The 25,782-nt window shown below is 73.7% G+C and carries 22 protein-coding genes; 12 read left to right on the forward strand and 10 right to left on the reverse strand.

Annotated features, from left to right (window positions below):
• The first annotated feature begins 51 nt into the window (after nt 1-51).
• Together KZX45_RS15175 and KZX45_RS15180 are read left to right on the forward strand one after the other, a co-directional pair.
• Nucleotides 52-1,020: an NAD(P)H-quinone oxidoreductase gene (locus KZX45_RS15175; RefSeq protein ID WP_248258588.1), complete on the forward strand. Its 969-nt coding sequence runs from the start codon at nt 52-54 to the stop codon at nt 1,018-1,020.
• 123 nt (nt 1,021-1,143) lie between these two features.
• Nucleotides 1,144-1,761 (forward strand): rhodanese-like domain-containing protein, encoded by a 618-nt coding sequence (locus KZX45_RS15180; RefSeq protein WP_248258589.1) that lies wholly within the window; start codon nt 1,144-1,146, stop codon nt 1,759-1,761.
• Between the two features lie 81 nt (nt 1,762-1,842).
• Here KZX45_RS15180 and KZX45_RS15185 read toward each other — a convergent pair whose 3' ends face one another.
• The gene (locus tag KZX45_RS15185; RefSeq protein ID WP_248258590.1) at nt 1,843-2,685 is read right to left on the reverse strand and encodes an alpha/beta fold hydrolase; all 843 of its coding nucleotides are present in this window, start codon (nt 2,683-2,685) and stop codon (nt 1,843-1,845) included.
• Nucleotides 2,686-2,798: 113 nt separating this feature from the next.
• On the opposite strand from KZX45_RS15185, the gene KZX45_RS15190 reads away from it, so the two are divergent.
• Nucleotides 2,799-3,914 (forward strand): winged helix DNA-binding domain-containing protein, encoded by a 1,116-nt coding sequence (locus KZX45_RS15190; protein WP_248258591.1) that lies wholly within the window; start codon nt 2,799-2,801, stop codon nt 3,912-3,914.
• Nucleotides 3,915-4,042: 128 nt separating this feature from the next.
• Here KZX45_RS15190 and KZX45_RS15195 read toward each other — a convergent pair whose 3' ends face one another.
• The 3 genes from KZX45_RS15195 to KZX45_RS15205 form a co-directional block, all read right to left on the reverse strand.
• Complete coding sequence (locus tag KZX45_RS15195) at nt 4,043-5,005, reverse strand: carbohydrate ABC transporter permease (RefSeq protein WP_374112598.1); 963 nt, start codon at nt 5,003-5,005, stop codon at nt 4,043-4,045.
• Nucleotides 5,002-5,988: a carbohydrate ABC transporter permease gene (locus KZX45_RS15200; protein ID WP_374112599.1), complete on the reverse strand. Its 987-nt coding sequence runs from the start codon at nt 5,986-5,988 to the stop codon at nt 5,002-5,004. Before KZX45_RS15200 ends, KZX45_RS15195 begins: the two co-directional genes overlap by 4 nt.
• Nucleotides 5,989-6,056: 68 nt before the next feature.
• Nucleotides 6,057-7,430 carry an ABC transporter substrate-binding protein gene (locus tag KZX45_RS15205; protein ID WP_248258649.1) on the reverse strand — a complete coding sequence of 458 codons (1,374 nt, stop codon included), beginning with the start codon at nt 7,428-7,430 and terminating at the stop codon, nt 6,057-6,059.
• Between the two features lie 305 nt (nt 7,431-7,735).
• Between KZX45_RS15205 and KZX45_RS15210 the strand changes: the two genes are divergently transcribed.
• The 6 genes from KZX45_RS15210 (at nt 7,736) to KZX45_RS15235 (ending at nt 13,959) form a co-directional block, all read left to right on the forward strand.
• A complete protein-coding gene (locus KZX45_RS15210; RefSeq protein ID WP_248258592.1) occupies nt 7,736-9,049 on the forward strand; it encodes an extracellular solute-binding protein in 1,314 nt (437 codons plus the stop codon).
• 77 nt (nt 9,050-9,126) lie between these two features.
• On the forward strand, nt 9,127-10,092 hold the full coding sequence (locus KZX45_RS15215) for a carbohydrate ABC transporter permease (protein ID WP_248258593.1): 966 nt from the start codon (nt 9,127-9,129) through the stop codon (nt 10,090-10,092).
• Entirely contained in the window at nt 10,089-10,919 is an 831-nt protein-coding gene (locus KZX45_RS15220) for a carbohydrate ABC transporter permease (protein ID WP_248258594.1), read from the forward strand. The genes KZX45_RS15215 and KZX45_RS15220 overlap by 4 nt, the downstream gene beginning before the upstream one ends.
• Nucleotides 10,920-11,066: 147 nt before the next feature.
• Complete coding sequence (locus KZX45_RS15225) at nt 11,067-12,032, forward strand: glycosyl hydrolase family 32 (RefSeq protein ID WP_248258595.1); 966 nt, start codon at nt 11,067-11,069, stop codon at nt 12,030-12,032.
• Nucleotides 12,033-12,087: 55 nt separating this feature from the next.
• Nucleotides 12,088-13,116, forward strand: a complete 1,029-nt coding sequence (locus KZX45_RS15230; protein ID WP_248258596.1) for a LacI family DNA-binding transcriptional regulator — start codon at nt 12,088-12,090, stop codon at nt 13,114-13,116.
• Nucleotides 13,117-13,260: 144 nt separating this feature from the next.
• The gene (locus KZX45_RS15235) at nt 13,261-13,959 is read left to right on the forward strand and encodes an alpha/beta fold hydrolase (RefSeq protein ID WP_248258597.1); all 699 of its coding nucleotides are present in this window, start codon (nt 13,261-13,263) and stop codon (nt 13,957-13,959) included.
• A 10-nt stretch (nt 13,960-13,969) separates the two neighbouring features.
• Here KZX45_RS15235 and KZX45_RS15240 read toward each other — a convergent pair whose 3' ends face one another.
• Together KZX45_RS15240 and serS are read right to left on the reverse strand one after the other, a co-directional pair.
• Entirely contained in the window at nt 13,970-14,851 is an 882-nt protein-coding gene (locus KZX45_RS15240; RefSeq protein WP_308221752.1) for an HAD family hydrolase, read from the reverse strand.
• Entirely contained in the window at nt 14,848-16,119 is a 1,272-nt protein-coding gene (serS, locus tag KZX45_RS15245) for a serine--tRNA ligase (protein ID WP_248258598.1), read from the reverse strand. The genes KZX45_RS15240 and serS overlap by 4 nt, the downstream gene beginning before the upstream one ends.
• Nucleotides 16,120-16,223: 104 nt before the next feature.
• Here serS and KZX45_RS15250 point away from each other — a divergent pair, with 104 nt between their 5' ends.
• Nucleotides 16,224-17,495 carry a diacylglycerol kinase family protein gene (locus KZX45_RS15250; protein ID WP_248258599.1) on the forward strand — a complete coding sequence of 424 codons (1,272 nt, stop codon included), beginning with the start codon at nt 16,224-16,226 and terminating at the stop codon, nt 17,493-17,495.
• Between the two features lie 48 nt (nt 17,496-17,543).
• Here KZX45_RS15250 and pheA read toward each other — a convergent pair whose 3' ends face one another.
• Entirely contained in the window at nt 17,544-18,530 is a 987-nt protein-coding gene (pheA, locus tag KZX45_RS15255; protein WP_248258651.1) for a prephenate dehydratase, read from the reverse strand.
• Nucleotides 18,531-18,627: 97 nt separating this feature from the next.
• On the opposite strand from pheA, the gene KZX45_RS15260 reads away from it, so the two are divergent.
• A complete protein-coding gene (locus KZX45_RS15260; protein WP_248258600.1) occupies nt 18,628-21,165 on the forward strand; it encodes a hypothetical protein in 2,538 nt (845 codons plus the stop codon).
• Here the strand turns inward: KZX45_RS15260 and KZX45_RS15265 are convergent.
• The 3 genes from KZX45_RS15265 to KZX45_RS15275 all read right to left on the reverse strand — a co-directional run bounded on the left by KZX45_RS15265 (nt 21,075) and on the right by KZX45_RS15275 (nt 23,718).
• Nucleotides 21,075-21,935: a glycosyltransferase family 2 protein gene (locus tag KZX45_RS15265; protein ID WP_248258601.1), complete on the reverse strand. Its 861-nt coding sequence runs from the start codon at nt 21,933-21,935 to the stop codon at nt 21,075-21,077. The genes KZX45_RS15260 and KZX45_RS15265 overlap by 91 nt on opposite strands.
• A gap of 109 nt (nt 21,936-22,044) precedes the next feature.
• Entirely contained in the window at nt 22,045-22,923 is an 879-nt protein-coding gene (locus tag KZX45_RS15270; protein WP_248258602.1) for a DUF5926 family protein, read from the reverse strand.
• A gap of 441 nt (nt 22,924-23,364) precedes the next feature.
• Nucleotides 23,365-23,718, reverse strand: coding sequence for a rhodanese-like domain-containing protein (locus tag KZX45_RS15275; protein WP_248258603.1), 354 nt, complete (start codon nt 23,716-23,718; stop codon nt 23,365-23,367).
• A 161-nt stretch (nt 23,719-23,879) separates the two neighbouring features.
• Here KZX45_RS15275 and pgm point away from each other — a divergent pair, with 161 nt between their 5' ends.
• Nucleotides 23,880-25,559 (forward strand): phosphoglucomutase (alpha-D-glucose-1,6-bisphosphate-dependent), encoded by a 1,680-nt coding sequence (pgm, locus tag KZX45_RS15280; protein ID WP_248258604.1) that lies wholly within the window; start codon nt 23,880-23,882, stop codon nt 25,557-25,559.
• Nucleotides 25,560-25,782 lie beyond the last annotated feature (223 nt).

The following is a 25,782-nucleotide window of genomic DNA, read 5'->3' on the forward strand; positions in this document are numbered from 1 at the left end:
CGCCCACGGGCGCGGCTCGGCCGGCAAGGCCACCTCGGGCACGATGGGCCCATGCGCGCCATCACCATCACCGACGACTCCGACTTGCTGCTCACCGACGTCCCCGACCCGCGGCCCGGCCCCGCCGAGGTGCTCGTGCGGGTGGCCGCCGCGGGCGTGAACCGGGCCGACCTCCTCCAGCGCGCCGGCCACTACCCGCCCCCGCCGGGGGCCAGCGAGATCCTCGGCCTGGAGGTCTCCGGCACTGTCGTCGCCGTCGGCGACGGCGTCACCGGCTGGGCCGAGGGAGACGAGGTGTGCGCCCTTCTCGCCGGCGGCGGCTACGCCGAGCTGGTCGCGGTGCCCGCCGGCCAGCTGCTCCCCGCCCCGGCCGGGCTGGATCTCATCGACGCCGCCGCGCTCCCGGAGGCCGTGTGCACCGCCTGGTCGAACCTTGTCGGCACCGGGGGGCTGCGGGCGGGCGAGACGGTGCTGGTCCACGGCGGCTCCGGCGGGGTGGGCTCGGCGGCGATCCAGCTCGCCGCCTCCGTCGGGGCGCGGGTGCTGACGACGGCCGGGGGGCCGGAGCGGGCGGCCAGGTGCCGCGAGCTGGGCGCCGACGTCGCCATCGACCACCGCGCGCAGGACGTCGCCGCCGCCGTGGCGGCGGCGACGGACGGCCGCGGCGTCGACGTGATCCTCGACGTGCTGGGCGCCGGCGGGCTGGACCAGAACGTGCGTAGCCTCGCCACCGGCGGCCGCCTCGTGGTCATCGGCACCCAGAAGGGCCGCAAGGGCGAGATCGATCTCGGCCGGCTGATGACGAAGCGGGCCAGCGTCCACGCCACCACGCTGCGCGCCCGACCGCTGGAGGAGAAGGCGGCGATCGTCGCCGACGTGCGCGAGCGAGCCTGGCCCCTGCTCGAGGACGGGCGCCTGCGCCCCGTGGTCGCCGAGCGGCTGCCGCTCGCGGAGGCGGCCCGGGCGCACGAGCTGCTCGACTCCGGCGCTGTGTTCGGCAAGGTGCTGCTGGTCCCCTGAACCGCCGGGAGCCGCAGGTCCGCCGTGCGGGACCTCACGTTGCGCCTCATACCCCCTTGGGTATCGTGTCAGGGTCGGCGCCGCCAGGGCGCCACCCTGTCCCCCACCTCAGGAAACGGATTCGTGACAGCGCTCAACACCGCCATGACCACACCCGCCACCGGCTCCGCCGTGCTCGACCCGCACTCCCTGATCGAGCGGCTGGGCTCGGCGACGCCGCCCCGGCTGATCGACGTCCGCACCCCTGCCGAGTTCGAGACGGTCCACATCCCCGGCGCGTACAACGTGCCGCTGGACACCCTCAAGGAGCACCGGGAGGAGATCGCCCGGCGCCTCGACGAGGACGTCGTGCTGATCTGCCGCTCCGGGCAGCGTGCGAGCCAGGCCCGCGAGGCACTGGCCGCGGCCGGGCTGCCGAACCTCCACCTCCTGGACGGAGGCATGCAGGCCTGGCAGTCCGCCGGCGGCGAGGTCAACCGCGGCCGGAGCAGGTGGGACCTCGAGCGGCAGGTGCGCCTCGTCGCCGGCTCGGTCGTGCTCACCAGCATCCTGGCCAGCACCCGCGTGCCGGGGGCCAAGTGGCTCGCCGCGGCGCTCGGCGGCGGGCTCACCGCGGCCGCGCTGACCAACACGTGCGCCATGGGCTCGGCGCTGTCCAAGCTGCCGTACAACCGTGGCGCCTCGCTGGACCCGGCCGAGGCCGTCGCCCAGCTCCGCCCGGGCGGCCCCGCCGGGCAGTGAGTACTGCCGCCGCCCGCGGGCGGCGGTGACGAGCAGGAGCCGCCCCGTTCCCCCACGGGGCGGCTCCGCCGTTCGGGAGCGTCAGTCCGCCCCGGGCCCGCGCGCCGTGGGCGCCACGACCCCGACGTGCTCGCCCGCGAGGAACCGCAGGATGTCGGCGCGGACGCGCCGGCTCATGAACGGGCCGACGTGCCCCATGCGCGGGTACAGCCGCAGCCGCCCTCCCGGGACGCCGGCCGCCGTACGGCGGAAGAGCTCGGGGCTGTAGTAGCCGTCGCGCGCCCCGGCGACCACGAGCGTCGGGGCCTGCACGGCACCGAGCCGGTCGCAGACGTCGAAGGCGTCCTCGGCCTCGATGGTCCGGAGCAGGTCGGTGGGATCCGCCGGCGTCATCGCCGGGCCGGCGAGCCGGAGGCCGGCGCGCATGACCAGGGTGCCGGCCGCCGTCGCCGCCATGACGGGGGCCAGCTCGACGATGCCCCGCCCGTAGTCGCCCGCCGCGGTGCGCTCCGCGAGACGCCGCTGGGCGGCACGCCCGGGGTCGGAGAGACGGCACGCCGCCGACAGCAGGACCAGCCGGCGCACCGCCTCCGGGTGGTCGACCGCCAGCTGCAGCGCCACGGACCCGCCGGTGGAGGAGCCGAGGACGTCGACGGGCTCGCCGAAGCGGTCCGCGAGCGCCCGGGCGTGCAGGTCCGCCAGGTCGGCCATGGTCACGCCGGCGGGCAGGCCGGCCGGGCGCCTCACCACGTGCACCCGGTGCCGCCGCGCGTACGCGCGCAGGCCGCGCAGCTCCCGGGCGCGGGCCGCCCCGGTCGGGTTGACGTTCTCGGCCTCGAGACCGGCCAGCACGACGAGCGCCGGTCCGCCGCCGAACGCGAGGTACGGCAGGCCCCCGGTCAGGGTGCCCTCGACGAGCTCCATGGTCGCTCCCGTCCGCGCGCGCCGCGCCCGCCGCGTCGCGTGCGCCCACGCCGAGCATCCCGCGCGGGAGCGGGACGGACAAGGACCGCCGGTCCCTTTGACACACTGTCCGGGTGCGAGCCGGCGCCTCCGCGACCCTCAGCGACCGCGTGCTGGGCCGTTCCACCCTGCAGCGCCAGCACCTCCTCGCCCGGGCCGGGCTCCCCGTGCCGGAGATGCTCGAGCACCTCGTCGGGCTGCAGGGGCAGGTGCCCGGGGTGCCCTACACGGCGCTGTGGTCGCGGGTGGCCGCGTTCGACCCGGAGGAGCTCTCCTCGGCGATGGCCGGGCGGACCGTGGTGCGCGCCCCGCTGATGCGCACGACGCTGCACACCGTGACGGCGCGTGACTGCCTCGCGCTCCAGCCGCTGACCGCGCCGGTGCTCGCCCGGACGTTCGCCTCGACCGCCTGGGCGCGGCGCCTCCGCGGGCAGGATCTCGGCCCGGCGCTCGACGCGGCCGGGCGGCTCGTCGCCGAGCGGCCCCTGACCCGGGCCGCGCTGGCACAGGAGCTCGACCTCCGCTTCCCCGAGCTGGACGCGACATCGCTGGCGTGGGCGTTCAGCTACCTCGCGCCGGTGCTGCAGGCGACCCCCCGGGGGCTGTGGCGCCGGTCCGGTCCCTCTGCTCTGACGACGATCGAGGCCTGGCTCGGCGAGGCGCCCGGCGCGGGCATGAGCCTGCAGACCCTGGTGCGCCGCTATCTCGTGGCGTTCGGGCCGGCGAGCGTGAACGACGTGCAGGCCTGGTGCGGGCTGACCCGGCTGCGCGAGGTCACCGACGGCATGGACCTGCGCCGTTACCGCAGCACCGGCGGGGCCGAGCTCCTCGACCTGCCGGACGCCGCCGTGCCCGACGAGGAGGCGCCCGCGCCCGTGCGGTTCCTCGGCGAGTACGACAACGCCCTGATCGGGTACGCGGACCGCTCGCGCACCGCGGCGGGGTCGCTGCTCGACCTGCCGCGGGGCGGCCCGGGCGGGGCGGTCGGTACGGTGCTGGTCGACGCGGCGGTGCGCGGGACGTGGGCGCTCCGGCGGCGCGGGGACGGCTACGCCCTGACGGTCCACCCGAGAGCGTCGCTCAGGCGCGCAGAGAAGGACGAGGTCCTCGCCGAGGCGACGGCGCTCGGCGCCTTCCTGACCGTGGGCGCGGACGTGCGCGTGGAGGTCGCCCGGCCCGAGGCCGGCTGACGGACGACGGCGAGCGCCGGCACCGCCGTCGGGAAGAGGCGGCAGCCGCCGGGAAGAGGCCGCCACCGCAGGGAGGCCGAGGGCCCGCCCGACCACGACGGTCGGACGGGCCCCGAGCCTTCCTGGGTTCAGCCCTTGACGGACCCGGCGAGCAGGCCGCGCACGAAGTACTTCTGCAGGGCCAGGAACACGATCAGCGGCACGATGATCGACACGAACGCGCCGGAGGTCAGCAGGTGCCAGTCCTGACCGCGCGAGCCGGCCATCTCCGCCAGGCGTGCGGTCAGCGGCTGGACCGCGTTGTTCCCGCCGGTGAAGGTCAGGCCGACCAGCAGGTCGTTCCACACCCACAGGAACTGGAAGATCGCGAAGCTCGCGATCGCCGGGACGAGCAGCGGGAGCATGACCTTGAGGAACACGGTCACGTGCCCGGCGCCGTCCACCCGGGCGGCCTCGATCAGCTCGCGCGGCACCTCCGCCATGAAGTTGTGCAGGAGGAACGTGGCCAGCGGCATGGCGAAGCACGCGTGCGCCACCCACACGGCGAGGTACGGGAACGCGTCGAGCGCCGCCGAGCCGGCGAAGATGCGCAGCAGCGGGATCAGGGCCATCTGCAGCGGCACGATCTGCAGGGCGAAGACGACGACGAAGATCGTGTCCCGCCCGCGCCACTTCAGCACCGAGAACGCGTACGCCGCCATGGTCGCCGCGACCAGCGGGATGAGGGTGCCCGGGACGGTGATCACGAGCGAGTTGACGAAGAACGTCGACAGCTGCCCGGAGGAGGCGCGCCCGAACAGCACCTCCTGGTAGTTCTCCAGCGTGAAGGCGGGGTTCGAGAAGAACGTCCACCAGCCCGAGGTGCGGATGTCCCCCTCGGGCCGCACGGAGCTGACCAGCATGCCGACGATCGGCACCGTCCACAGCAGGGCGATGACGATGGCGACGGCGGAGCCCACGCGGGAGGTGAGCATCCGCCTGGCCCGGGCCGGGGCACCGAGCCGCGGCTCGGCCGAACCCATCGGGTCGGGCAGGGTGCGGGAACGGCCCTCGACGGCGACGGCCGGGTTGGCCGGGGTGGTTCCGCTCATGCTCCTCGCACCTCACGGTTCTTGATCATCTGACGCACGTTGAACACCACGATCGGGATCACCAGCAGGAAGATGACCACGGCGAGCGCCGAGCCCGTGCCGGTGTTGCCGAAGGTGAACGACTGGTCGTACATCATGTTGGCCAGCACCTGCGTGTCGAACCGGGCGCCGGTCATGGCCCGCGGGATGTCGAAGATCTTCAGCGTGGCGATGGTGATGGTGGTGACCACCACGACGAGCGTGGGACGGATGCTCGGCACCGTGATGTTGCGGAACATCTGCCACGCGTTGACGCCGTCGAGGCGGGCGGCCTCGACGATGTCGTCCGGGATGGCCTTGATCGCGGCCGAGAGCAGCACCATGGCGAAGCCGGCCTGGATCCAGATCATCACGACGATGAGGAAGAACGTGTTCCACGGCGCGTCCTGGAGGAAGCGCAGCGGCTCGAACCCGAGGCCGACGATGATGGCGTTGAGCAGGCCGATCTGGTCCTGCGCGGCGCCGCGGTACTCGTAGACGAACTTCCAGATGATGCCGGCGCCGACGAACGAGATGGCCATCGGGACGAACAGCAGTGTCTTGGCGACCTTCTCGAAGCGCGCCTTGTCCACGAGGATCGCGTAGAGCAGCCCGACGGTGGTCGAGACGGTCGGCACGAGCACGACCCACCAGAACGTGTTGATGAAGGACTGCAGCGAGTCGGGGTTGGTGAAGACCCACTCGTAGTTGGCCCAGCCGACCCAGTTCTGGCTGGTGCGGTCCATGAACGACATGACCGTCGTCCGGATCGCGGGGTAGATGAGCCCGAGCGTCAGCAGGAACGCCGCCGGGCCGCCGAAGCAGAGGACCATCCACCACGTGCGCGAGCGGCCGGCGAAGCGGTCGGCCAGGCTCGCGAGGAACAGGATGATCCCGACGACCACCGCGAGCACGATGACGGCGAAGATCATCTGCCCGAACTTGGAGTAGAGGAAGAAGTCCACCCTTGGTACCTCCCTTTGATGCCAAGACGGGGGCACGGCGTGAGCCGTGCCCCCGTCGGACGGTCAGATCAGCTGGCCGGCCAGGCGGCCTCGATCTGGTCGAGCACCGCGGAGGTCTCCGCACCGTTGATCCAGTCGACCATGCCGGTCCAGAAGGCACCGGCGCCGACCTCGGAGGGCATGAGGTCCGAGCCGTCGAAGCGGGCCACGGCGTCCTCCTGCTGCAGCAGCTCGATGGCCAGCCGCAGCACGTCGGACGAGGCCAGCTCGGGGTCGACGCCCTTGTTCGCCGAGGTCACGCCGCCGATCTCGACGCGGGTGTTGGCCCACTCCGAGGACGCCATGAACGTCTGGACGGCGTCGATGGCCTCGCTCTCGTTGAACTTGGCGACGAACTCGCCGGCCACGAGCAGCGGGGTCTCGTCCGCCGTCTCGCCGGGCAGGTAGAACGCGAAGACGTCACCGTCGGGGCCGACCTCGGTGCCCTCGGGCCACTGCGCCTCGTAGAAGGAGGCCATGCGGTACATGAAGCACTCGCCGTCGAGGATGGGCAGGCCGCCGTCGTTGAACGACGTGGTGGCGATCGAGCGGGAGTCGCCGATGCCGCCGTTGACGTAGTCCTCGTTCTTGAGGATGGCGCCGGCCATGTCCACGGCCTCGACGATCTGCGGGTCGTTGAACGGGATCTCGTGGTTGACCCACTGGTCGTAGACGTCGCCGCCGCCGGTGCGCAGGACCACGTCCTCGATGAAGTCGGTGGCCGGCCAGCCGGTCGCACCGCCGGACTCGATGCCGGCGCACCAGGGCTTGACGGTCTCGGAGCCCTGCTCGTCGGCGATGGTCTGCGTGAGGGTCATCAGCTCGTCCCACGTGGTGGGGACCTCGTAGCCGTTCTCCTCGAACGCCGTCGGGGAGTACCAGACGAAGGACTTCACCGACGCCATGAGCGGGGCGGCGTAGAACTCGCCGTCCACGGTGCCGTAGCCCTTCCAGTCCTCGGACCAGCCCTCGTCCACGTTGGCGACGACGGACTCCGCCGGGGCCTTGACGTAGCCGTCGCGCACCATGCGCTGGAGCAGGCCAGGCTGCGGGATGATCGCGAGGTCCGGGGCGTTGCCGCCCTCGGCCTGCACCACGAGCTGCTGCTCGAACTCGCCGGAGCCGTTGTGCACGACCTCGATGCCCGTGCACTCGCTGAACTCGGCGAAGGAGTCCTGGAGCTGGTCGGCCTCGACCTCGCGGATGGAGGAGAAGATGTCGACGCTCTCCCCCTCGAAGGTGCCGTACTCCTCGAACGCGGAGCAGTCGGTCTCGCCGGCGGTGCTGTCGCCGCCGCCCCCGCCGCCGCCGCCAAGGTCGTCCGCGCCGCCGCAGGCGGCCAGGGTCAGGGCGAGCGCGGCAGCGCCAGCCAGGCTCGCCGTCGTCCGGCGTCGGTTCGTCATCGTCACTGAAGTACTCCTCGTCACCTCATCGTCACGAGCGCAAGAGCGCTCCCAGGGCCAACTCAAGCCGTCCGGACCGTGAGATTCAACATATCCGGGGTCACAGGCGGTAACGATCTTGCAACGTTTGCACCCCGTTGCAGCAGCGTGACCTCCGACCGAGCACCACGCCGCCACGATCGGCCACGGCCCCACCCCGAGCGAGCTCGCCAGGCCGAGGCCCCGGGCGACTCCTTTGACACGCGGCAGATCAGGTGCCACAGTTTGCCGAATCGATTCGGCAACTCGACGTGGAGGAACCAGACATGCGCAGCAAACTCGTCGCGGCGGCCCTTGCCGCACCTCTTCTCGTGCTCGCGGCGTGCAGCGGCGCCGGCGGGGACAGCAACGGTGACGGTGGCGCGACCGCGGACGAGATCACCGTCTGGGCGCACCAGGGACAGGAGGCGGAGGTCGACGCGCTGCAGCAGGCGATCGACGAGTTCAACGCCCTCGGCGAGGGCGCCGTGAGTCTCCAGTTCGTCCCCGAGGCCGACTACACCTCCACGGTCACGACGACCTCCCCCGATGACCTGCCGGACGTCCTGGAGTTCGACGGTCCGATGATGGCATCGCTCGCCTACGCCGGGAAGCTCGCCCCGCTCGGCGACGTCGTCTCGGCCGACACCGTGGAGAACCAGACCGAGTCCGTGCTCGCGCAGAACACCAGCCCCGCCGACGGCGAGCTCTACGGCGTCTCCCAGTTCGACGCCTCGCTCGGTGTCTACGGCAACCGGGCCCTGCTCGAGGCGGCCGGGGTGGAGTACCCCGCCGGCCTGGACGACGCCTGGACCGCCGAGGAGTTCGAGGCGGCGCTCGAGACGCTCGCCGCACAGGACGACGACGGGAAGGTCCTCGACATCAAGGAGAACTACGGCGCCGAGTGGCCCACCTACGGCTTCCTGCCCGTCGCCTGGTCGGCCGGGGAGCGGATCGTGGTGGACGGCGCCGCGGACGGGCACCTCAACAGCCCTGCGGTGGTCGAGGCGGTCGAGCGCTTCGCCGGCTGGCGGCAGTACACGGACCCCAACACCGACGACGCCGCCTTCGTCGACGGCCGGGTCGCGCTCAGCTGGGTCGGGCACTGGGTCTACAACACCTACGCGGAGGTGCTGGGCGAGGACCTCGTCGTGCTTCCGCTCCCGGACTTCGGGTCCGGACCCAAGAGCGGGCAGGGTTCTTGGGCATGGGGAGTCAGTCCCGAGAGCGACAACCCCGAGCTGGCCGGCCGCTTCCTCGACTTCCTCACCGCGGACGAGGCCGTGGCCGCGATGACGGAGGCCAACGCCGCCCCGCCGGCCACCACGACCGTCACGGAGTCCTCGACGCTCTACGGCCCGGACGGACCGCTCGCGATCTTCGCCGAGTCGCTCGCCCGCACCTGCGGCGACGCCGCCCCGACCGCGGACTGCGTGGCCGCGCCACGGCCGATCACCCCGGCCTACCCGGTCATCAGCCAGCAGTTCTCCGAGGCGTTCTTCGGGGCCTACGAGGGCGGGGACGCCCAGGAGCTCCTCGACCAGGCCGCCCGCACGATCGACCTGGACTTCCAGGACAACGACGGCTACGGGCAGGGCTGACGCTACCGCCACAACCCACGGGGCGGCGATTCCTCACCGTCGCCGCCCCGGGGGGATCCTCTCCAGGGAGATCGGTCATGAGCACCACCACACAGACACCGCGGACGACGCCGCAGCCGGCACCGCCGCAGGACCGCCGCTCGGTCCTACGCAGGGACGACCGCGCCGCCTGGGCGATGTTCCTGCCGGCCGCCGCCGGCCTCGTGCTCTTCGTCGTCGTCCCGTTCGTCATGGCCGGATGGCTGTCGCTGCACAACGTCAGGCTCGACGCCCCGACGCCGCCTAGCTGGATGGGGCTCGAGCAGTACCGCCGGATCCTGCTGGACCCGGACTTCCGGGGCGAGTTCTACCGCGGACTGCTCAACAACGTCCTGTTCGCGGCTGTTGTCGTGCCCGTCCAGACTGCGCTCGCCCTCACGCTCGCGACGCTGCTCAACCGGCCGCTGCGCGGCATGCCGGTGTTCCGCACGTTCTTCTTCATGCCGGTGGTCTTCCCCATGGCGCTCGTGGCCGTGGTCTGGAAGGTCATCTACGCCCGCGGAGAGCTCGGCATGCTCAACGCCGTCATCGACACCGTCTCGTTCGGGCACCTCGGCCCGTACGACTGGCTGGGCGACCCAGGTACGGCGCTGCCCGCCGTCATCATCATGTCGATCTGGCAGGGGGCTGGCCTGCAGATGGTGATCCTCCTCGCCGGGCTGCAGGGCATCCCGGCCGACCTCTACGAGGCGGCGTCGCTCGACCGCGCCGGCCGCTGGCTGCAGTTCCGGCACGTCACCCTGCCTGGCCTGCGTAACACGCTGATCTTCGTCGTGATGGTCACGACGATCCTCGCGTTCCGGCTGTTCGACCAGGTCTACATCATGACCCAGGGCGGTCCGCAGCAGGCGACCACCACGGTGATGTACCAGGCGGTCACCACCGCGTTCGACGCGAACAACGTGGGCCGGGCGTCCGCGATCACCGTCCTGTTCTTCATCATCGTGCTGGCCGTCACGCTGGTCCAGCGCCGTGTGCTGCGCGAGGACCGGGAGGTCTCATGAGCCGGATCCGCACCACCCTGACGTACCTGACGCTGACCGCCCTGGCGATCGTCTTCGTCGCCCCGGTCGCCTACCTCGTCATCGGCAGCCTCAAGCCCTCCGCCGAGGTCATCGACGGAATCGGGGGTTTCGTCCCCACGAACGCCTCGCTGCAGAACTACTCGGGCATGCTGGGCCGGTTCGACAGCCCGGCGACGGGCTACTTCCGCGACTTCTACCTCACGTCGCTGCTGGTCACGTCCGTCGTGGTGGCCGGGGGGCTGCTGGTCAACTCCATGGCCGCCTACGCGCTCGCCCGGCTGCGGTGGCGCGGGCGGGACGCGGCGCTGCTGGCCGTGGTCGCGCTGACCATCCTGCCGTTCGAGGCGATCGCGGTGCCGCTGTTCTACCTCTTGAACGACCACCGGAACACCTACTACATCCAGTACCTGCCCTTCGTCGCCAGCGCGTTCTCGATCTACCTCTTCTACTCGTTCTTCGTCGGACTGCCGCGCGAGCTCGAGGAGGCGGCCCGCATCGACGGGGCGGGGACGTGGCGGACGTTCTTCCGGATCATCGTGCCGATGTCGAAGCCGGTCTTCGCGACGGTGACGATCCTGACGTTCCTCACCACGTGGGGATCCTTCCTGTGGCCCGTGATGATGGTCGACCAGCCGCAGCGGCGCCCCCTCCCCCTGGCGATCGCCGTGTTCCAGGGGCAGCCGCCCTACGACTGGGGCCAGATCTTCGCCTTCGGCGTGCTGATGGTGCTGCCCGTGCTCGTGGTCTTCCTCGCCTTCCAGCGCTGGTTCGTCCAGTCGCTCGCCTCATCGGGCCTCAAAGGCTGACGCGCGGGGGCGGCAGACCTCGACGACCTCGCGGGCCAGACCCCGCACCACCGCGCGGACGCTGCCCGCACCACCAGGTGCGAGCCGCACCGCCGCGCCCCGAAACCGCGCCGTGGCGCGTACGACCCGACCGGAAGGAGATGCGGCATGGGGCTGCAGCTGGACGACAAGTGGATTTGGGACTTCTGGTTCGCCGTCGACGGACGGGAGGTTCACGTCTTCTACCTCCAGGCGCCCCGCTCGCTCGGCGACCCCGACCTGCGCCACCACCGCGCCACCGTGGGGCACGCTGTCTCCACCGACCTGCGTTCGTGGACGCTGCTGCCCGACGCCCTTGCGGCGGGGCCGGCCGGGGAGTTCGACGACCTCGCCACCTGGACCGGGTGCGTCGTTCGGCACGGGGACCGGTGGCAGATGTTCTACACCGGGGTGTCCCGCGCGGAGCAGGGTCGCGTCCAGCGGGTCGGGCTGGCCAGCTCCACCGACCTGATCCACTGGGAACGGCACGGGGCCGTGCTCGAGGCCGACCCGCGGTGGTACGAGGTGCTCCACCCCGGCGTTCGGGAGGAGGCCTGGCGCGACCCGTGGGTCTTCCGGGACGAGGCCTCGGGGCTCTTCCACATGCTCCTCACGGCGCGGGCGCCGCACGGGCCGGTCGACGGGCGCGGCGTCGTCGGGCACGCCACCTCGGACGACCTCGTGTCCTGGACGGCCGGGCCGCCGCTGTCCGAGCCGGGCGACTTCTACCACCTCGAGGTGCCCCAGCTCGTGAACGTCGGCGGCGCCTGGCAGGTGCTCTTCTGCGCCACCGCCGCGGACCAGAGCGCCGCACGGACCGCGCGTGGCGTCACGCCGCAGGGAGGCACCCACTACCTCCGGGCGGACACCCCGACCGGCCCGTACACACTCGCCGACGGCCCTTTCCTGGTGGGCGACGACGTCGCGAGCCGCTACGCCGGCCGGATCCTGCGGCACGACGGCGAGGACCACTTCTTCGCCTGGGAGAACGTCGGGGCGGACGGCCGCTTCGTCGGGGCGCTGAGCGACCCGTTGCCGGTCACGGCCGTCCCCGACGGCGGCCTGGCGGTCATGCCGTCGGCTGCGGCACGATGAGGGCTCCCACCGCCCCCACCGGGCCGCGCGCCGGCCCCGCGACAAGCAGGAGAGCGTGAGTCCTCGAGCCCGCATCAGCGACGTCGCCCGGCTCGCCGGCGTGGCCCCGTCCACCGTCTCGGCCGTCCTCAACGACGTCACCGGGGCGCGGGTGAAGGACAGCACCCGCGAGCGGGTGCGCCGCGCCGCCGACGAGCTCGGCTACGCCCCCAACGCGCTCGCCCGCGGTCTTCGCACCCGACGGTCGGGCACCCTCGCGCTCATCAGCGACGTGATCGCGACGACCCCCTACGCGGGGCAGCTCATCCAGGGCGCGCAGGACGCGGCGTGGGCGGCCGGGCACGTGCTCATGGTCGTCAACACCGGCGGAGACGCTGCCATCGAGCGGCGCGCGTTGGCCGTCCTGCGCCAGCAGCAGGTGGGCGGTGTGCTCTGGGCGACGATGTCCCACCGCGTGGTGCCCGCCCCCATGCCCCCGAACGGCACCCCCCTCGTCCTCCTCGACGCGCGCGACGAGGCGGGCGTCGTGCCCTCCGTGGTCCCCGACGAGGAGGCCGGCGCCCGGGCTGCCGTCGCCGAGCTCGCCGCCCACGGGCACCGGCGCATCGGGTTCGTCCTCGACCGTGACGACAGCCCGGCCTCGGAGGGCCGGACCGCGGGTTACCGCGACGCGCTCGCCGAGCGAGGGCTTCCCGTGGAGGACGCCCTGGTGGCGCGGGCGCAGTCCGACTCCACGGGCGGCGAGGCTGCGGCCGGGGTGCTGCTGGACCGGCCAGCCCCCCCGACGGCGATCTTCGCCTTCACCGACCAGATGGCCGTGGGGGTCTACCGCGCCGCCGCGGCGCGCCGGATGCGGATCCCCACCGATCTGTCGGTCGTGGGTTTCGACGACCTCGCGGTCCTCGCCCAGGAGCTCCGGCCGGGCCTGAGCAGCGTCGCGCTCCCCCACTACGCCATGGGGGAGACCGCAGCCGTGACCCTGCTGCGGCTGGTCGAGGACCCGGCCGCGGAGGTCCCAGCCGTCCAGCGTGTGCCCACCCGTATCGTGCGGCGCGACTCCGTGGGCCCGGCCCCGGCCACCTGAGCCGGTCATCCCCGAGGTCGCGACCGCGACCCGCCCCGGCATGGCGGGGATCGGTCGACGTCCGGCCCGTCCCGGGCTAGCGTGCGGTCCACCTGACCGGTTCTCTCCCGTCCGTAGCCGGGCTGGCGAGGAAGGACGTACGCGGTGGACATCATCCTGGTTCCGGGGCTGTGGCTGGACGCCTCGTCGTGGGAGCTCGTGGTGCCCGCGCTCGAGGCGGCGGGTCACCGTGCCCACCCGCTCACCCTGCCGGGCACGGAGTCCAAGGAAGCGGACCGTTCGCGCGTCGGGCTGCGCGAGCACGTCGACGCGGTCGTCGCGGCGATCGACGCGTGCGATGCCGCGGTGCTCCTCGTCGGGCACTCCGCGGGCTGCGGCGTCTGCCACGCGGCGGTGGATGCGCGCCCGGACCGGGTGGCCCGGGCGGTGTACGTGGGCGGCTTCCCCACCGGCGACGGCGGCACCCTGGCCGACGGCTTCCCCGTCATGGGCGACGACCTGCCGCTGCCCGACTGGTCCGAGTTCGGGGCCGAGGACCTCACGGACCTGGACGACGCGGCGCTGGCGCGGTTCCGCGAACGAGCCGTCGCCTCCCCCGCGCGCGTGGTCCGCGACCGTCAGCGGCTGACCGACGAGCGCCGCTACGACGTCCCCGTCACAGCGGTGGCGACGGAGTACACGTCAGAGATGCTCCGGGGCTGGATCGCGTCCGGGGCGGAGCCCGTGCAGGAGTTCACGCGCCTCGAGGTCGACCACGTCGACCTGCCGACGGGGCACTGGCCCCAGCTGACCCGCCCCGACGACCTCGCGCGCGTGATCGTCGACGCGGCGGCGCGGGTGTGACGCCGCCGGCCTAGCGCTCCAGCAGCGCCCGGAGCACGACGGCGGCGCCGTCCTCCAGGACGTCGCCCGTGACGGCGTCCGCCACTGCGTGCACGTGCGGGCCGGCGTTCCCCATGGCGACCCCGTGGGCGGCCCACCCGAGCATCTCGAGGTCGTTCCCGCCGTCGCCCATGGCGACGGTCGCGCCGGGGTCGACGTCCAGGCGGCCGCGGAGCATCTCGAGCGCGCTGGCCTTGTTGACCCCCTCGGGCGAGATGTCGAGCCAGGCCGTCCAGCCGACGGCGTACCCCACCCCGTGGAGCCCGATGCGGTCGACCAGCGCGTCGAAGTCCGAGGAGTCGAGGTGCGGGGCGCGCAGCGTCACACGGGTGGCAGGAGCGTCGAGCAGCTCCTCGAACGGGACGACCTGGACCTCGCCGGTCAGCTCTCCCATCGGGAACGGCGCGGTGACCTTGTAGCCCTTGCCGAGGTCCTCGACGGCGAAGAGCCCGTCGGGCAGCTCCTCACGCAGCAGCCGCAGCGCGGGGCCGGGGTCGAACGTGACGACGTCGGTGATCTCGTACCCGCTCTCCTCCCCGGGGTCGATGCGCACGCAGACGGCGCCGTTGGAGCACACCATCATCCCGTCGGTGAGCCCGAGCTCGACGGCGACCGGGATGGTCGCCTGCACGGAGCGGCCGGTCGCGAGGACCACGTGCGCGCCGGAGGCCCGCAGGTCCGTGACGGCGCCGCGGACCTCCTCGCCCAGGCCGCCGTCATGGGTGAGGAGCGTGCCGTCGATGTCCAGGGCGACCATGAGCTCCGGGCCGGCGGCCGGCACGGAGTCGGGCACGAGGCGTCGCCAGCGGGCGGCTCGCTCGGCCACGGGCGCGAGTCGGTCGGTTCCCCTCATGCGGGCTCGATGACCTCCAGCCCCCCGAGATAGGGCCGAAGGCCGGCCGGCACGCGCACGGAGCCGTCCGGCTGCTGGTGGTTCTCGAGGATGGCCACGATCCACCGCGTGGTCGCGAGCGTGCCGTTCAGCGTGGCCACCGGGCGGGTCTCCCCCGACGCCGTCCGCTCGCGCACGCCGAGGCGGCGGGCCTGGAAGGTGGTGCAGTTGGAGGTGGAGGTGACCTCCATGAACCGCTTCTGGGTCGGCAGCCACGCCTCGCAGTCGAACTTGCGCGCGGCGGACGTGCCCAGGTCCCCGGCCGCCGTGTCGATCACGCGGTACGGCAGCTCGACCGTGGCGAGCATCTGCTCCTCCCACTCCAGCAGGCGGGCGTGCTCGGCCTCGGCCTCCTCGACCGGCACGTAGGAGAACATCTCCACCTTGTTGAACTGGTGCACGCGGATGATGCCGCGGGTGTCCTTGCCGTGCGAGCCGGCCTCGCGGCGGTAGCAGGAGGACCAGCCGGCGTAGCGCAGCGGACCCTCGGTGAGGTCCAGGATCTCGCCGGAGTGGTAGCCCGCGAGCGCCACCTCGGAGGTCCCGACGAGGTAGAGGTCGTCGGCCTCGAGCCGGTAGATCTCGGCGTCGTGCGCGACGTCGAACCCGGTGCCCTGCATCGTCTCCGGACGCACGAGCGTGGGCGTGATCATCGGCACGAACCCGGCGGCGGTCGCCTGGTCCATCGCGGCGTTGAGCAGGGCGAGCTCGAGGCGCGCCCCGATGCCGGTGAGGAAGTAGAAGCGGGCCCCGGAGACCTTCGCGCCCCGGGCGACGTCGATCGCGCGCAGCCCCTCGCCGAGGTCCAGGTGGTCCTTGGGCTCGAACCCCTCGGCGGCGAAGTCGCGCGGGGTCCCGACGTGCTTGAGCACGGCGTAGTCGTCCTCCCCGCCGACCGGCGCGGCGGGGTGGACGATGTTCGGCACGGCGCGGGCGACCTCGTCGAGGGCGTTCTGGGCCGCGTTCGCCTCCGCCTCGGCGGCCTTGACGCCCTCGGCGAGCTCCTTGGCCCGGGCGAGCACCGCCGGCCGCTCCTCCGGGGACGCCTTGCCGACCGACCGGGAGACCTGCTTCTGCTCGGCCCGCAGCTCCTCGAACCGGGCCAGGGAGGAACGGCGCCGGGCGTCAGCCTCCAGCAGGGAGTCCACCAGGGTCTCGTCCGCGCCGCGGGCGCGCTGGCTGGCGCGGACCAGCTCGGGGTCCTCGCGCAGGGCTCGAAGGTCGATCATGCGTCCGAGCCTAACGGCCGCCCGTCGGCCCGCCCGCCTCGCGTCGCCGCCCGCCCCGCCGGCCCGGCGGGCGGCGCGGGCCCGCACGCCGGTAGGTTGCGCCCATGACGTTGGAACAGTGGGTCGCCGTCGCCGCGGTCGCAGCGCTCGTCCTCGCGCTGGCGGCGGTGATCATCGGCACGCTGGCCTGGCGGGCGGTGAAGCAGCGCACGCCGTCGTTCTCCGCGGAGGACGAGGCCGAGAAGCTGCCGCCGGCGCCGCGCTCCGGGCCCCCCGCGGTGATCGTCAACCCGTCGAAGTCCGCGGACCTGGCGTACCTCCGCGACCTGGTCGAGCAGACCGCCGCGGAGGTGGGCATCGAGCAGCCGCTGTGGTTCGAGACCACCGTGGAGGACCCCGGCCTCGGCCAGGCCAGGGAGGCGATCGAGAAGGGCGCGTCCGTCGTCGTCGCCGCGGGGGGCGACGGGACGGTGCGCGCGGTGGCCGAGGCGCTGGCCGGCACCGGCGTGCCGATGGGGCTCATCCCGCTGGGGACCGGCAACCTCCTCGCCCGCAACCTGGACCTGCCGCTCGGCAGCCAGCGCGAGCTCGTCGCGACCGCGCTGACCGGGCGCGACCGGCCGATGGACCTCGGCTGGCTGCGCACCGAGCCGCTCTCCCCCGACGACGAGGAGAAGGTCCGCGGCCGCGCCGACGCCTCGACGGCGAGGTCCGCGGAGAGGACCGACACCGGCGAGGCCGCCCGCGGCCCCGAGCTCGACGCCGCGATCCCGGAGGAGGGGGCCGCCGCGAAGGGGGTCACGCCGCCGGACACGGGCCACATCCCGGACGACGACCCGGACAAGGAGCACGTCTTCCTCGTCATCGGCGGTCTCGGGTTCGACGCGGCGATGGTCTCCGCCGCGGACGACGAGCTCAAGGCGAAGCTGGGCTGGATGGCGTACTTCGTCGCCGGCGTGAAGCACCTGACCGGCCGGAAGATCCACGCCTCGACCAAGCTCGGGGACTCCGAGGCCAGCGAGCCGTTCACCGCCCGGACGATCCTGTTCGCCAACTGTGGCCGCCTGCCGGGCAACATCGTTCTCTTCCCCGACGCCCAGCTCGACGACGGCTGGCTCGACATCGCCGCGATCGACACCCGCGGCGGCCTCATCGGGTGGGCGGACCTGCTGCGCAAGGTCACGCTGCAGGGGCTGGGCATCCGCAAGGACCTCGTGCCCTACAGCACCGGCTCGATCGAGTTCCGCCGCGCCCGTTCCGTCATGGTGCGCACCGAGGAGCCCGAGCACGTCCAGGTCGACGGCGACCTGGTCGGCTTCGCGACGACGATCCACGCCCGCGTGGAGAAGGGCGGCCTGGTCGTCCGCACCATGTAGCGCGGGCCGGGGCGCACGCCGGACGCGGCGTGCGCGACGTGCGCGGCCTCAGTCGCCCGTGACGTGCGGGGCGCCGGACAGCAGGCTCCCCACCCACTCCCGGGCGGCGCGGAAGTCGGCGTCGTAGGTGCCGGGTCGCACGTGCGGGCGCTGACCGTCGGCGCGCGGGTAGGAGCCGAGGAAGCGCACGGTCGGGCACACCCGGTGCAGGCCGATGAGCGTGGCCTGGAGCCGCTCCTCGGCCACGTGCCCCTCGGCGTCGATGCTGAAGGAGTACCGGCCGAGCGAGTCCCCGATGGGGCGGGACTCGATGCGGGAGAGGTTCACGCCGCGGGTGGCGAACTGCTCGAGCATGTTCAGCAGGGCGCCGGCCTCGTTGTCGGCCAGGTGGACCATCAGCGTCGTCTTGTCGGCCCCGGTCGGCTCCGGCAGCCGGCCCGGGCGCGCGACGAGGACGAACCGGGTGACGGCGTGCGGGTTGTCCGCCACGCCCGCCGCGAGGACCTCCAGCCCGTACTGCCGGGCGGAGAGCTCCGAGCACAGGGCGGCGTCGAAGCCGGGCTCCGGCTCGCCCGACGCCAGCAGCGCCGCCGCGGCGGCGGTGGACGTGGCCGGGACGTGGACCGCGCCGTCGAGGTGCTCGGTGATCCAGCGCCGGCACTGTGCCCAGGCGTGCGGGTGGGTCGAGATGCGTCGCACCTTCTCCAGGGTCATGCCCGGCCGCGCGCACAGGGTGAAGGTGACCGGCACGAGCATCTCGCCGACGATGACCAGCGGGGCGCCGGTGGAGAGGGTGTCGAGCGTGACGTTCACCCCACCCTCGACGGAGTTCTCGATCGGGACGACGGCGAAGTCCGCCTCGCCGGAGCGCACCCGCTCCAGCGCCGTGACGACGTCGGTGCAGGGCTCGAGGTCCGCCTCCTCCTCGCTGGTCACCTGCAGCAACGCGGCCTGGGTGAAGGTGCCCTCCGGCCCGAGGTAGGCGTAGCGGGGGCGGCGTTCCTGCCCCTCGTCCGGCCGGGCGGTCCCGGCCATGTCGTCCGGTCTGGGTTCGGCGTCCACGCCCCGCAGCCTATCCGCGCCGCCGGAGCGGGCCGGGCGCCGCCCACGGCCGGGCACGTAGGCTGCCCGCGTGGGAACCAGGCGCAGCAGGAGGCAACGACGGGTCGTCCTCGTGCTCGCCGTCCTCGTCGTGCTCGGCCTTTTCCTGCCGCTGATGCTCCCGATGTTCACCGCGCCCGCCGCCTCCCACGAACCGGTCTCGGTCGGCGCGGTCGGCGTGGCCACGGCCGGCGTGGCCACGGCCGAGGAGTCGACGTCGGCCACGGCCACGGCCGACGAGGAGCACCCGCTCGTCGTCGTCGGCACCGCCGGGCTGCGGTGGGAGGACCTCTCCGCCCTGGCCACGCCGAACCTGTGGGAGTTCTCCGGCGGCGGCGCGGCCGCGAACCTCGTGGTGCGCTCGGTCCGCTCGACCACCTGCCCGGCCGACGGCTGGCTCGCCCTGTCCGCCGGCCGCCGCGCCGCGGACGTCCCGATGGAGGAGTACGGGACCTGCCGCCGGCTGGAGAGCGCGAGCGTGGACGGCACGGTGCCGGCGTGGGAGACCTACGCCGACGCCGCCGCCGACGCCTCCTACGACGCCACCCCCGGGCTCCTCGGCGACCTGCTGGTCTCCTCGGGCACGTCCTCCGTCGCGGTCGGCCCGGGAGCCGCCGTCGCCCTGGCGACGTCCGGCGGCTCGGTGGCCGGCGACCACGCCTTCGCGTACGCGAGCCCCGCCCGGCTCGGCGCGCAGGTGGCCGAGGCCCTCCCGGGCCACGCGCTCGCCGTCGTCGACGTCGGCTCCGTCCGGGACCGGAACCGGCCCCTGGTCGGGGCGGAGAGGTTCACCCAGGAGCCGGCGCCGGAGCCGGACCCCTCCGAGACCCCCAGCCCCTCCACCGGTGAGGCCTGGCTGCTGCGCTCGCCCGCGCGCAGCCAGCAGGTGGCGGCCATCGACCAGCGCGTCGGGGCGGTGCTGGCGGCCGTGCGCGAGGTCGCCCCGGACGCCACCGTCCTCGTCGCCTCCCTGGCCGACTCCGGTACCCGGTCGCTGCTCCAGCTCGCCGTCGCCGACGGTCCTGCGCTGGGCGACGTGCCGGCCGACGGTGCCCTCCTCGGGAGCCGATCCACCCGCCAGCCCGGCATGATCCAGTCCACCGACCTGACCCCGACGATGCTCGCCATGCTCGGTGTCGACGCGCCCACCAGCCTCGTCGGGTCCCCGCTGGACGTCGCCCCGGACGGGCGCACCGGGACCACCCGGGTCTCCTACCTCACGGACGTCAGCGACCACGCCGTCGCCGTCCGCCCGCTCAAGGGGCCCTTCCACTCCGCGCTGGTGCTGGTCAACCTGCTGCTGTACGCGGCGGTCACGGTCGGCCTCAACCGCAGGAACCTCGACCGCGCGGCCGCGCGCCTGGACCGGCACGAGTCCCCCACCGCCCACCGGGCCGCCACCGCCCTCCGCTCCCGTCGGCCCGCGACGGCGCTGCGCGCGATCCGCGCCGTCGCCGTGACGGTCGGGGCGATCCCGGTCGCCTCCTACCTCGCCAACCTGCTGCCGTGGTGGCGCGCCGCGAGCCCGGGGGCGGTGCTGCTGAGCGCGACGGCGCTGATCGCCGTGGCGGTCACGGCCGCCGCGCTGCTGGGCCCGTGGCGCCGGAGCCTGCTCGGCCCCGTCGCGGTGGTCGCCGGGCTGACCGCGGTGGTGCTCGCCGTCGACGTCGTCACCGGCGCGACCCTGCAGATCTCCTCGCTCATGGGCGTCGAGCCGCAGGTGGGCGGGCGCTTCTACGGCTTCAACAACTCCTCCTTCTCCCTCTTCGCCGCGTCGACGATCCTGGTGGCCACGTGCGTGGCGGACCCGCTCGTGCGCGCCGGGCGACGGCGCCTGGCCGCCGCCGCCGTCGGGGCGATCGGGCTGGTCGCGGTCGTGCTCGACGGCGCACCGACCATCGGCGCGGACTTCGGCGGGCCGCCCGCCCTCATCCCCGGGTTCCTCGCCCTCGCCCTGCTGGCGGCCGGGGTGCGGCTCACGTGGCGGCGGATCGTCCTCGTCCTGGGCGTCACCTTCGTCCTCGCCCTGAGCTTCTCCGTCGTCGACTGGCTGCGCCCGCCCGCCGAGCGCTCGCACCTGGGCCGGTTCGTCGAGACGGTCCTCGACGGCGGGCTGTGGTCGGTGGTGGGGCGGAAGCTGGCTCAGAACCTGGCGAACCTCTTCGGCTCGACGCTGACGTTCCTGGCGATCGGAGGGATCGTCGTGGTGGTGGTGCTGCTGACGCGGCCGCTGCGCAACGCCGCCCGCCGCGGCCAGAACGACAGCTACGGCTGGCTCGTCGGGGGCGGCTCCGTCGGCCGGATCGACGGCGACATCCCGATGCTGCGGCCCGCCGTCCTGGCCCTCGCGGCGACGTTCACCATCGCGTTCCTGGTCAACGACTCGGGGATCGTGCTCCCCGCCATCGGCATCTCGTTGGCGGTGCCGCTGCTGGTGTCCGTGCTGGCCGGGTGGCTGCTCGCGCGCGGTGAGCCGGCTCAGGCCCCGGTCGCGCCGTCGTCCGTGCGGGCGACGGGCGCCTCGGTCGTCGACGCCTCGGGGGCAGGCGCGTCGGACCAGGCGCGGTAGGGCCGGCCGGGACGCTGCCTGGCGGGGTTCTCCCCGCGGCGGGTGGGCGGCACGCGCACGCCGCGCACCTTGCGGGCGCTGACCGCGAGCGCCACGTCGCGGTACTGCGCCCCGCGGTGGAGCTGGCCGGACAGGTCGTCCGCGGAGGGTCGGTGGCGCAGGTCGCAGGGGACCTCCTGGACCGTGAACCCGGCGACGAGGAGGTCGATCGTCATGCCGGTCTCCACTCCCCAGCCGCGGGAGAGCGGGGTGGCGGTGTCGAACGCCTCGCGGGTGAGGCACCGCTGCCCGGACAGCGGCTGCGTCGGGGACCAGCCGGTGGCCTTGACGATCGCGCGCCGGGCCAGGCCGGTGACGATGCCGCGCCCGCCGGCGCCGGGCTGCGGGGGGAGGACGGCGATGGTGCAGTCGGCGCGCCCCTCCAGGACCGGGGGCACCAGCGGCGCGGTGGCGACCGCGGTCTCGCCCAGGTCGGCGTCGAGGAAGAGCAGGAGCCGGCGCGGGGCGCCCTCGACGTCGCGCATGGCGACGACGGACGCGCCGGTCTCCATCGCGGAAGCCTTGCCCCGGTTGACCGAGTGGCGCACCACGACGGCGCCCGAGCGGCGGGCGACGTGCTGGGTGTCGTCCTCCGAGCCGTCGTCGACGACGAGCACGAGGTCCACGTGCGGGATGGCGCGTGCGGCGCGGACGGTGGCAGCGATGCGGTCCGCCTCGTCCTTGGCGGGGATCACGACCGCGACCCGCTGGGACCTCGCTCCTTGCCTCACGTGGCAAAGCCTATCCACGTTCCGGACCAAGCGCGTACCGAGGCCGCGACGAACCTTGACCTGTCCATGACGGAGCGGGGGCGCCGCGACGCCCCCGCTCGCCGGGTCCTCAGCGCAGGCTGACCTGGCGGGAGACGATGCCCGCGCGGGCGCGGCGCGCGTCGGCGTCGAGGGGCTCGGTGCTGGCCAGCGCCTCGTCGAGCTTCTTCTCGAAGTCGGCGAGCGGCGCGGCCAGCTCGTCGGCCTCGGTACCGGGCGCCAGCTCCCACACCGGGATGAGGATGCCGCACGAGCGGAAGGCGCCGACGAACTTGGCGCCGTCGTCGATGGCGGACTCGCGGGCGGCGTGCAGGCGGGCGATGGCGTCCAGGACCTGCTCCTGGTCCTCGGGGCGGGCCCAGCGCAGGAACTCCCGGCCCATGCGGCACCAGTAGGCGGACTGCACGCCGTCGACCTTCACCGTGGGGACGATGCTGCTGTTGGCCTGCTCGAGGGCGGCGGCCACCTCGCTCTCCTTCGCGGCGTCGTCGGTGAGCCAGAAGGCGAAGCTGTCGTGGACGGTGAGGTCGAACGGGCCCTCGAGGTCGAGGACGTCCTGGAGGCGCGGGCCCGGCTCGGGCAGCCCGGTCCCGGTCAGCGCCGTCCCGGGCTCGAGCTCGAGCGCGGCGAGGAGCGCGGCGGCGACGTCGCGGGAGGCGTCCCCGGAGTGGGCGGTGGTCTGGAGGGCGACGAGCAGCGTGCCGTCCTCGCGGTGCAGCGCGGGCAGCATGTCCGGCAGGAGCGTGACGAGCTGGACGTCGCGGGCGCCGTGCTCGGCGGTGGTGCGCACCGCGACCGAGGCGGCGGGGACGACCTCGCGCATCGCGACGAGGTCGGTCTCGGCGGGCAGCCCCTCGAAGGGACGCTCGACGAAGGGGACCTCCTGCCGCTTCGGCTTCGGGGTTCCCTCGGGACGGACCTGGCGCTTGCTGCGGCTCTTCTTACCCATGGCGCCCAAGAGTACGGGCACCGCCGGCGCCGGTGCCGCCGGGCAGCCCGGCAGCCCTCGACCGAGCCCGGCAGCCCGGCAGCCCTCGACCGAGCCCGGCAGCCCGGCAGCCCCGGCCGCCCCCCGCGGACCGGCAGCCCCGGCCACCCTCCGCGGACCGGCAGCCCCGGCCGCCCTCCGCGGACCGGCAGCCCCGGCCGCCCCCCGCGGACCGGCAGCCCCGGCCGCCCGCGGCAGACGGCAGGCCCCCGGGGCCGCCACGAAAAAGTGGCTTTCGGCCGGATAAGTCGGCCTAGGTCGACTTCATCTGCGCAAGAGCACTTAAACGTCGGGCTCTCGGCGGGTGCGAGCGCGGGTGCGGGTGCGGGCCCAGGATGTCAGGAGGCAGGAAGTACGGGAGGTCAGGAGGTCAAGAAGTCCGGAGGCCGGGAGGTGGCGAGGTCAGAGGACGGCGGCGGCCCCGCCGTCGTCCCTCGTCACCGGGAGGCCGGCGGCCTCCCAGCCCTTCATGCCGCTGGCGAGGTTGTAGGCGTCGAAGCCGGCCTGGTTCAGCCACGCCACGGAGCGGGCGGACCGCCCGCCGGAGCGGCAGACCACGACGAGCTCGCCCTCGGGGATGTCGTCCATCCGGGCCGGGAGCTCGCCCATGGGGATGTGGACGGCGCCGGGCGCGTGGCCGGCGTCCCACTCGTCCTGCTCACGCACGTCGAGCAGCACGTAGCCGTCTGGGATCGGGTTCGAGGCGTCGAGGTCCTCGACGGTGACGTTGGTGCCAGGGGTGTCGGGAATCGCCATGCGGCCAAGGGTAGGACGGGCCGACGGCGCACGCTCGCCCCGTCCGCCGCGTGCCCGCCGGCTCCCGGGTCCGCGGGCCCGTACGAAGGCGCGGCCGTCCGGCCACCGGGACGACACCCCGTGTCCATGCCCTTGTCCCCGAGCGGTGGCAGGATCGGGCCATGCACGAGCGCGCCGGTACCCGAGCCCTGCCCGAAGACCTCATCGACGTCGACGAGGTCGTCTCCGCCTACTACGACCGCACGCCCGACCTCGACGACCCTGCCCAGCAGGTCGTGTTCGGCACGTCCGGGCACCGCGGCTCGAGCCTCGACGGCGCGTTCAACGAGGCGCACATCGTCGCCACGACCGCGGCGATCGTGGAGTACCGCCGGTCGCAGGGCTACGACGGCGCCCTCTACCTCGGGCGGGACACGCACGCACTGTCGGAGCCGGCGTGGCGCACCGCGATCGAGGTGCTCGCCGCCGCAGGCGTCGAGACGCGCATCGACGCCCGGGACTCCTGGACGCCCACCCCGGCGGTCTCGCACGCGATCCTGCGGGACAACGGCGCGGGCACCACGGGCGGCGTCCGCACCGAGGGCCCGGGCCTCGCGGACGGCATCGTCGCCACGCCGTCGCACAACCCGCCGCGCGACGGCGGCTTCAAGTACAACCCGCCCCACGGCGGCCCGGCCGACTCCGACGCCACCAGCGTCATCGCGGCCCGCGCCAACGAGATCCTGCGCGACGGGTGGGAGAAGGTCGCGCGGACCCCGTTCGAGCGCGCGGTCGCCGCGGAGACCACGCGCCGGAACGACTACATCACCGCCTACGTCGACGACCTCGCCAACGTCCTCGACCTCGAGGCCGTCCGGCGGGCCGGCGTGCGCATCGGCGCCGACCCGCTCGGCGGCGCGGCCGTGGAGTACTGGGCCGCCATCGGCGAGCGCCACGGGCTCGACCTGACGGTCGTCAACCCCGACGTCGACCCGCGCTGGTCCTTCATGACGCTGGACTGGGACGGCAAGATCCGGATGGACTGCTCCTCCCCCTCCGCGATGGCCTCCCTGCGGGAGAAGATGCGCGGCGACGGCGGAGCCTCGCCCTTCGACGTCGCCACCGGGAACGACGCCGACGCCGACCGGCACGGCATCGTCACCCCCGACGCGGGGCTGATGAACCCCAACCACTACCTCGCCGTCGCCATCGAGTACCTCTTCTCGCACCGTCCCGACTGGCCCGCGACGGCGGCCATCGGCAAGACCCTCGTCTCCTCCGCGCTCATCGACCGGGTGGCCGCGGGGCTGGGCCGCCGGCTCATCGAGGTGCCGGTGGGCTTCAAGTACTTCGTGCCGGGTCTGATCGACGGCTCGGTCGGGTTCGGCGGCGAGGAGTCCGCCGGGGCGTCGTTCCTGCGCAAGGACGGCACCGTGTGGACGACCGACAAGGACGGCATCCTGCTCGCGCTGCTCGCCTCCGAGATCATCGCGATCACCGGGAAGTCTCCGAGCCAGCTGCACGCCGAGCTGGTCGAGCGGTACGGCGCCAGCTCCTACGCCCGGATCGACGCCGCCGCCAGCAAGGCGCAGAAGGCGAAGCTGGGCAAGCTGCAGCCGGCCGCCGTGGCCGCGACCGAGCTGGCCGGCGAGCCGATCGTGGACCGGCTGGTGGCCGCGCCGGGCAACGGCGCCGCCATCGGCGGGCTCAAGGTCACCACCGAGAACGCGTGGTTCGCGGCGCGCCCCTCCGGCACGGAGGACGTGTACAAGATCTACGCCGAGTCCTTCCGCGGCGACGACCACCTCGCCCAGGTCCAGGCCGAGGCGAAGAAGGTCGTGGACGCGGCACTGGCGGAGTAGGCCGCCGCATGTGGACGAGCCGGGTGAGGCTGCTGGAGGACGTCTCGCCCGCGGACTGGCTCGGGAACTCGCTGACCGGGCCGCCGGGGACCGTCCACGGCACGGTGCCGGCCGGGTACGAGGCGTACGCGCGGGTACTGCACCCCGTCGAGATGCACGACGGCGAGAACGAACCCGTGACCTGGGCTCACGTCGGCTCGGTGACGGGGCATCGGGTGCACCC

Source organism: Georgenia sp. EYE_87 (assembly GCF_023148685.1).
In the GTDB taxonomy this organism is placed as follows: Bacteria; Actinomycetota; Actinomycetes; order Actinomycetales; family Actinomycetaceae; genus Georgenia.

Coding starts and splice junctions, on each gene's coding strand:
- KZX45_RS15240 (WP_308221752.1), bottom strand. CDS start 14,851: ATGAGGGGAACCGACCGACTCGCGCCCGTGGCCGAGCGAGCCGCCCGC.
- KZX45_RS15185 (WP_248258590.1), bottom strand. CDS start 2,685: ATGGAGCTCGTCGAGGGCACCCTGACCGGGGGCCTGCCGTACCTCGCG.
- KZX45_RS15220 (WP_248258594.1), top strand. CDS start 10,089: ATGAGCCGGATCCGCACCACCCTGACGTACCTGACGCTGACCGCCCTG.
- KZX45_RS15195 (WP_374112598.1), bottom strand. CDS start 5,005: ATGAGCGGAACCACCCCGGCCAACCCGGCCGTCGCCGTCGAGGGCCGT.
- pgm (WP_248258604.1), top strand. CDS start 23,880: ATGCACGAGCGCGCCGGTACCCGAGCCCTGCCCGAAGACCTCATCGAC.
- KZX45_RS15250 (WP_248258599.1), top strand. CDS start 16,224: ATGACGTTGGAACAGTGGGTCGCCGTCGCCGCGGTCGCAGCGCTCGTC.
- KZX45_RS15205 (WP_248258649.1), bottom strand. CDS start 7,430: ATGACGAACCGACGCCGGACGACGGCGAGCCTGGCTGGCGCTGCCGCG.
- pheA (WP_248258651.1), bottom strand. CDS start 18,530: ATGGCCGGGACCGCCCGGCCGGACGAGGGGCAGGAACGCCGCCCCCGC.
- serS (WP_248258598.1), bottom strand. CDS start 16,119: ATGATCGACCTTCGAGCCCTGCGCGAGGACCCCGAGCTGGTCCGCGCC.
- KZX45_RS15175 (WP_248258588.1), top strand. CDS start 52: ATGCGCGCCATCACCATCACCGACGACTCCGACTTGCTGCTCACCGAC.
- KZX45_RS15215 (WP_248258593.1), top strand. CDS start 9,127: ATGAGCACCACCACACAGACACCGCGGACGACGCCGCAGCCGGCACCG.
- KZX45_RS15210 (WP_248258592.1), top strand. CDS start 7,736: ATGCGCAGCAAACTCGTCGCGGCGGCCCTTGCCGCACCTCTTCTCGTG.
- KZX45_RS15225 (WP_248258595.1), top strand. CDS start 11,067: ATGGGGCTGCAGCTGGACGACAAGTGGATTTGGGACTTCTGGTTCGCC.
- KZX45_RS15270 (WP_248258602.1), bottom strand. CDS start 22,923: ATGGGTAAGAAGAGCCGCAGCAAGCGCCAGGTCCGTCCCGAGGGAACC.
- KZX45_RS15275 (WP_248258603.1), bottom strand. CDS start 23,718: ATGGCGATTCCCGACACCCCTGGCACCAACGTCACCGTCGAGGACCTC.